General features: G+C 39.0%; 5 protein-coding genes. 2 read left to right on the top strand and 3 right to left on the bottom strand.

What is annotated here, in order from left to right; translation table 11 throughout:
* Nucleotides 1–264 precede the first annotated feature (264 nt).
* Nucleotides 265–1,431 (top strand): ribosomal protein uL16 3-hydroxylase, encoded by a 1,167-nt coding sequence (locus AC1M9L_RS11010; RefSeq protein ID WP_481592118.1) that lies wholly within the window; start codon nucleotides 265–267, stop codon nucleotides 1,429–1,431.
* 110 nt (nucleotides 1,432–1,541) lie between these two features.
* The gene (locus AC1M9L_RS11005; RefSeq protein WP_481589291.1) at nucleotides 1,542–3,212 is read left to right on the top strand and encodes an FMN-binding glutamate synthase family protein; all 1,671 of its coding nucleotides are present in this window, start codon (nucleotides 1,542–1,544) and stop codon (nucleotides 3,210–3,212) included.
* A gap of 36 nt (nucleotides 3,213–3,248) precedes the next feature.
* Here AC1M9L_RS11005 and AC1M9L_RS11000 read toward each other — a convergent pair whose 3' ends face one another.
* Genes AC1M9L_RS11000 through murB form a run of 3 tightly spaced genes read right to left on the bottom strand, consistent with a single transcriptional unit; the run spans nucleotide 3,249 to nucleotide 6,452 of the window.
* A complete protein-coding gene (locus AC1M9L_RS11000) occupies nucleotides 3,249–4,277 on the bottom strand; it encodes an alpha/beta hydrolase (RefSeq protein WP_481592117.1) in 1,029 nt (342 codons plus the stop codon).
* On the bottom strand, nucleotides 4,277–5,407 hold the full coding sequence (locus AC1M9L_RS10995) for a YdcF family protein (protein ID WP_481592116.1): 1,131 nt from the start codon (nucleotides 5,405–5,407) through the stop codon (nucleotides 4,277–4,279). Before AC1M9L_RS10995 ends, AC1M9L_RS11000 begins: the two co-directional genes overlap by 1 nt.
* A 10-nt stretch (nucleotides 5,408–5,417) precedes the next feature.
* Nucleotides 5,418–6,452 (bottom strand): UDP-N-acetylmuramate dehydrogenase, encoded by a 1,035-nt coding sequence (gene murB, locus AC1M9L_RS10990; protein WP_481592122.1) that lies wholly within the window; start codon nucleotides 6,450–6,452, stop codon nucleotides 5,418–5,420.
* Nucleotides 6,453–6,455 lie beyond the last annotated feature (3 nt).

Raw genomic sequence — 6,455 nt, 5'->3', positions numbered from 1 at the left:
AAGAAATTTAAATCCTATGCTTGACTCTTGTGGTTAAAAACAGGACATTTTAAATGGTTTATCACATAGACATTTTAATTGGTGAATAACAGAAATTCCCCTCAAAGTGTAAATTAATTATTTCTTTAAAATAGCTATATTCATTTTTTTCATATTCATTTGTATCATCCATAAGCAAGAAAACATGCGCTTTTAAAGCCGTGTCACTTGCAGAACTTGCATCGTTCAAGGGACAATAAGCCAAACTAAATTGTAGTCCTTATTATGTCCCAAACTTTAGACGTTCTCGGCGGTATTAGCGCTGAACAATTCCTTACGGAATATTGGCAAAAAAAACCGCTCCTCGTTCGTAATGCAGTTCCTGAAATTGTGGGTTTACTTGAACCCAATGATGTTATGGAGCTTGCACTCGATGAAAACGTGGCTGCACGTTTGATCAAACAAAAAGATCGTGACCCTAACCAATGGAATGTGAAGTCATCGCCACTGCTCAAAGCAGACTTCCAAAAAATGCCAAAATTATGGACACTACTCGTTCAAGCGGTCGATCACTATTCGTTTGATCTTGCTGAGTTATGGAAAAAATTTCCTTTTATTCCTCAATGGCGTCGTGAAGATATTATGGTGTCTTACGCACCACAAGGTGGTTCTGTCGGTAAACACTTCGATTTTTATGATGTATTTTTAGTTCAAGGTTACGGACATCGCCGTTGGCAATTAGGCCAAATGTGTGATGAACAGACAGCACTCGTTGCAGGTCAGCCTTTAAAACTTTTGCAAGAAATGGAAGTTCATTTTGATGAAGTTTTGGCGCCAGGAGATTTACTATATGTCCCACCTGGTCTTTCTCATTATGGCGTAGCTGAAGATGAGTGTTTAACCTATTCTTTCGGTTTCCGCATGCCAAATATCTCAGACATGATGGATAGTCTTGGTGATTTTTTTTCAGAACAAGAGCAACTGAAAAAACCATTATTAGATATCACACGCTCTGTCAGCACTGCTGTCGGCGAAATTTCAGATCATGAGCTTAGCTATTTGCGCGAACAACTTTTAGCTCAACTGCAAAATCCTGAGATGCTAAATGAAGCCATCATGTGTCTCGCTTCGCAACCTGGTTATCCTAACAATATTCCAGAAAATGACGAAATTGGAACAGGTGATTTAGAAGAAGCACTTGAAGAAGGTTATTTATTAAAAATCGAACCTGCTTCACGTTTGCTTTATAGCAACTTCAATGATGAACTTAACTTTTGGGCAAATGGAGAACGCTTATGCATCTCCGAAGAATTTAAACCCCATTTAAAACGTATCGCTGATGGTGAAATGATCGCTTTGGATGAAAATTTATATGATCAACACATTCTTGAAGATCTCGCGGAACTCTTGAATAATTCGATCATTATGTTGCTTCCTTCGGAAGAAAACTAAACCCATAAATATAAATTGTTAGCTTACAGCTGTAAGCTAACAATTCACTACTTGTCTGATTCCATAGAAGTTCGTATGGTAATTGCAGTAAAGAACGATGGAAAATAAAAATGGCAAGTCCTGCTCAAGCAATAAGACATAAATTACTGAACACTTTTTTTTCAAGACATTCTGTATGGTTCGCATGTATTATCATCGCCCTGAGTATTACATGGCTTAGGCTATTTTACAGCCCCCATTATATTTATTATTTTCTATCCGACAGTGTCATTAATATTATTTGGCTACTGACCAGTTTACTCAGTGTCTTAGGCCTATATGATGTACTTCAAAATAAACATTCGATTTTAAAGAACTACCCAATCATGGGGCATTTTCGCTTCTTATTTGAAGATTTCAGACCCGAAATTCGTCAATATTTTATTGAATCAGACCAAGACGCTTTACCCTTTTCAAGAATGCAACGTAGCTTAGTTTATCAGCGTGCAAAGAATGAAAATGCTGATAAGCCTTTTGGTTCAATTATTGATGTATATCAAGATGACTATCGTTTCATTACTCACTCTCTTGCACCGAAACTCCCAGCTGATACCAGCACCTTCCGTATTAAAGTGGGTAATGATCAGTGCGCTCAACCTTATAGTGCATCAATCATGAATATCTCAGCAATGAGTTTTGGGAGTTTAAGTGCTAATGCAATACGCGCACTTAATCTCGGTGCCCACATGGGTCAGTTCTATCATGATACTGGCGAAGGAAGCCTAAGCCCCTACCATCTTGAAAATAATGGAGATATTGTTTGGCAAATTGCCAGTGGATATTTTGGTTGTCGAACTGAAGACGGTCTATTTGATCCTGAAAAATTTAAAGCTCAAGCCAAACATCCCAATATCAAAATGATTGAGCTAAAACTGTCTCAAGGTGCAAAACCAGGTCACGGCGGTATTTTACCCAAACATAAAATTACAGAAGAAATTTCGAAGATTCGTGGTGTTCCTCGTGATCGCGATTGTATTTCCCCGCCAAGCCACCCTAGCTTTAATACACCGATTGAAATGATGCATTTTATTCAAAAGTTACGTGAACTATCAGGTGGTAAACCTGTTGGATTCAAATTATGTATCGGACAGCCTTGGCAATTTATGAGTATTGTCAAAGCGATGCTTGAAACCAATATTGTTCCTGATTTTATCGTCGTAGATGGATCAGAAGGTGGAACCGGTGCTGCACCGATTGAATTTAGCGATAATATCGGAACACCACTGCGTGAAGCGCTCTTGTTTGCACACAATACCTTAGTAGGTGCTGGATTAAGAGATAAAGTAAAAATTGGTGCAAGTGGTAAAATCATCAGTGCTTTTGATATTGCAAGTACCTTTGCCTTAGGTGCAGATTGGGTGAATTCAGCTCGTGGATTTATGTTTGCTGTCGGTTGTATCCAAGCTCAAAGTTGCCATACCAATCAGTGTCCAGTTGGGGTAGCAACACAAGATGCTGAGCGCCAAAAAGCAGTCCATGTACCAACGAAAGCAGAACGTGTTTATAATTTCCACAAAAATACATTGCATGCACTGGCGGAAATGATAGCAGCTGCAGGTTTAAATCATCCGAGCGAAATTAAAGCTCATCATCTCGCGCAACGTATAAATGATCGTGAAATCAAAAATTATGCTCAATTACATTTTTGGTTAGAATCAGGTCAATTATTAAACTGTAAAGATAGAGATGAAGAAAATTTCTATTTCAGAATGTGGAATTTGGCAGATGCCAGCAAATTCTAGTTTCATCAAAAAGGTGCTGAAATCAGCACCTTTATTTTAAAAGTATCCTTTGTGACTTTGAGCATGCAAGAACGCTGGGATTAGACCCGTTAATGCTGCCCGTATATCAGCACGCTCATTGATCAACTGATGGGATCCCTCCTCTAGCATAAGCAAGGTCTGGAGGCGAAACTTTCTGCGAATAAATTCGATATTATAACGCCAGTCTACGGTTTGATCTTGGGCACCTTGAGCCAGCCAAACTGGAATTCGGCATGCAGGTCGATTTTCCATTTCCAACATCCACTTTGACATTGCTAATATCCAATCCATCCCCATCATACGCGGTTGTAGTGGATCTTTTAGACGTACAAATCTTAAAAATTCAGGGTTGTGATTATTGCGCTTAAAATGCCTTGGAACTTCACGTTTGATACGGCGAATGATTCCCAAGCCTACTGGATTATGCCACCATGCTGTTTTTGCAGGTCTGACTAACGGCGACAAGAGCAATACGCGTTCTACAATTGGATTTTTACGTTGTTCAGCAAACTCCAACAAATGATGCATCCAAATTGCACCACCAGTACTCTGTCCAATACCTAGCCATGGTTTAGGCAATTGATCAGCTTGTTTTACATATTGGTGAACCGCATGGAGTACTTGCTGATAATGATCAAAGTTCTGAATGCTGGCAGCATTGCCATCACTTAACCCATGTCCAGGCAAGTCATAAGTTAAAACACTAAACCCTTGATCCAGCAATTCACCAATAATTGGTTGGTAAATCCCACTGTGTTCCAAATAGCCATGCAATAAGAATACAGTACCTTTCACCTGCTCTATGCGAGGTTGATACACCTGCACATGAATTTTGAACAAAGGCATTTTGATATAACCCTGCCAATAATTCGCTTCAAGACGATCAAGTGCGTAAAGATGACGATAAGCTTGAATCTCTTTCGAAGGTGAATAAGGTCGATTTAAATTTAATGGTTCCAATCTTAAAGGTGTTTGTTCTCGATTCGGAATGGGTAAATCGAGTTGTTTCAACACATTTGGATTCAGAAAGGGAATATCAGACATTATGGCACCTCCCGACAACCGCTAGAGCCAAACATTACATCTCTGATCGTGGCAAGTAATTCATAATTTGCACGACGACTGTGATCGTAGTTTAATTGGCTAGGACGCCATGTTGTCAGCATTGTAGGCATGGGCGCTTCAACAGGAATTGTTTTGATACCGTTCAAAGCAAAAAGACGTCGTGTACGTGTCATATGATAACGATCGGTAATCAAAATCACTGTCGGCGCTCCTCCTTTTTTTTGTAATAATAATGAACTAAAGCGTGTATTCTCACAGGTATTCATGCTGCGTTGCTCTAATAGATTCGCTTCTACCCCACGCGATGCTAACCACGCTTGCATGTACGGTGCTTCAACACCACTCAACACAATAGGTAAATCCGTTTGCTTCTCAATCTCAAGTGTTTTTTCTAGTCTAGAGCGTGTGTAATCATTAACTACGATATCAATTTTATTATCCCCTAGCGTCAACCCACCACCCAACACAACTATCGCATAAGGTTTATCTTTCTGATTTGATAAAGTTTTATTTTCATTCTGAATCAACGCGATATCTTTATAGATTTGCGGATCTAATGTTTGAACCTCATCTTCTTCTAAGGGATGATTTCTAAGGAAAAATTCATATTTTTCCATTAAAGCCAAGCGCTGATTTTTTTCTTCATTGATGGATGAGTTTGTTGAATCAGTTTGGCTTATAGCAACATCACTGGCTAAATCAGGCTGATCAATTGCGAAGACAACATCCTCTTTAGTTTCATTCTTTGTATTTATATCTGTAAGCAATTCATCTTTAATTTTTTGTTTTAATAACACATAGCGAGTTTGAATTTCAGCAAGCTGTTCAGCCCCTTGATCATTCAATTGTTCTTCAATAAGTTTGAGATAAGCTTGTCTTGCAATCCACAGCCTTGAACCAGGCTCCAAATCCTCCTTATCAGTTAATGCTGCCATTTGCTGGCTCTTAGCCGCAATTTCGTCAACTTTGATAGGTACAAATGCGTGAAGTGATTTCACAACAAGTGCTGAATAAAATGGTGTATACCAGAAAACCATGAGACAGCTCAAAAGTGCGAATATGATCGCCATCATACGCACCGTTGCCACCATCCAATGTTTTCTAGACATACTGTCCTTTTTAAACCAAATGAGATTGAATAGAACCTTTTTGATCGAACAAAACAGGCTCAGGTTCTAATAAAATACCAAACTTATTTAACACATCTTGCTGCACAGAGCGATAGGTTGCCTGCACATCTGTGAGAGATGCATCGGCGTAATTGACTAACACTAAAGCCTGTCGATCAAACATTCCCACTTTTCCTAATTTTTTTCCTTTCCAGCCTGATTGGTCAATCAACCAACCAGCTGCAACTTTTACAGAACCATCTGCTTGAGGATAGTGTGGAATCGTAGGATGAAGCTGTAAAACTTCCTCAAATTTCGTTTTAATTAAAATCGGATTTTTAAAAAAGCTCCCTGCATTTGGATATTCTGCAGGATCTGGGAGTTTACTTTGACGAATTTTGATCACTTGTTGCTGTAAATTATATGGCGTAATGTCATCGCCCATCGCAGCTTTTAAATCTCCATAATTCATTTTGAGTTGTGGCTGTTTAAGTAATTTAAAGATGACCGCAGTAATAACAAACCGCTCAGGCTGATCTTTAAAAATGCTGTGTCGATATGAAAAATGACAATCACTCGCTTGGATTTGAACGATTTCATTTTTTGTACGATCAAAAGCCTCTACAAATTCAATAAATTCACCGACTTCAACGCCATAGGCACCAATGTTCTGAACAGGTGCAGCCCCCACCCACCCTGGAATCAATGCGAGATTTTGCAATCCATAGAAACCTTGCTCTGTTGTCCATAGCACGAACTCATGCCAGTGACGTCCAGCACCTACTCGAATTGTTACATTGGTATCATCTTCAGCAAGCAGGACAAGATCATCTAAATGTAATTGAACAACCAAAGCATCTAGATGCTCAGGGAGCAGCATATTACTCCCCCCTGAAAGTATCATCATGTTTAATTGAGCTTGCTCAGCGAATTCAATTGCTTCACGCAAATCTTGAAGAGATCGAACAATACAATAATGAGATGCAACAGCATTTAAATTCAACGTATTGAAAGACTGGAGTTGTATATTAGTTTGAATATCAATCAT

It is taken from the genome of Acinetobacter sp. ANC_7511, from assembly GCF_056779975.1.
This window is presented reverse-complemented; position numbering and strand designations above follow the sequence as displayed.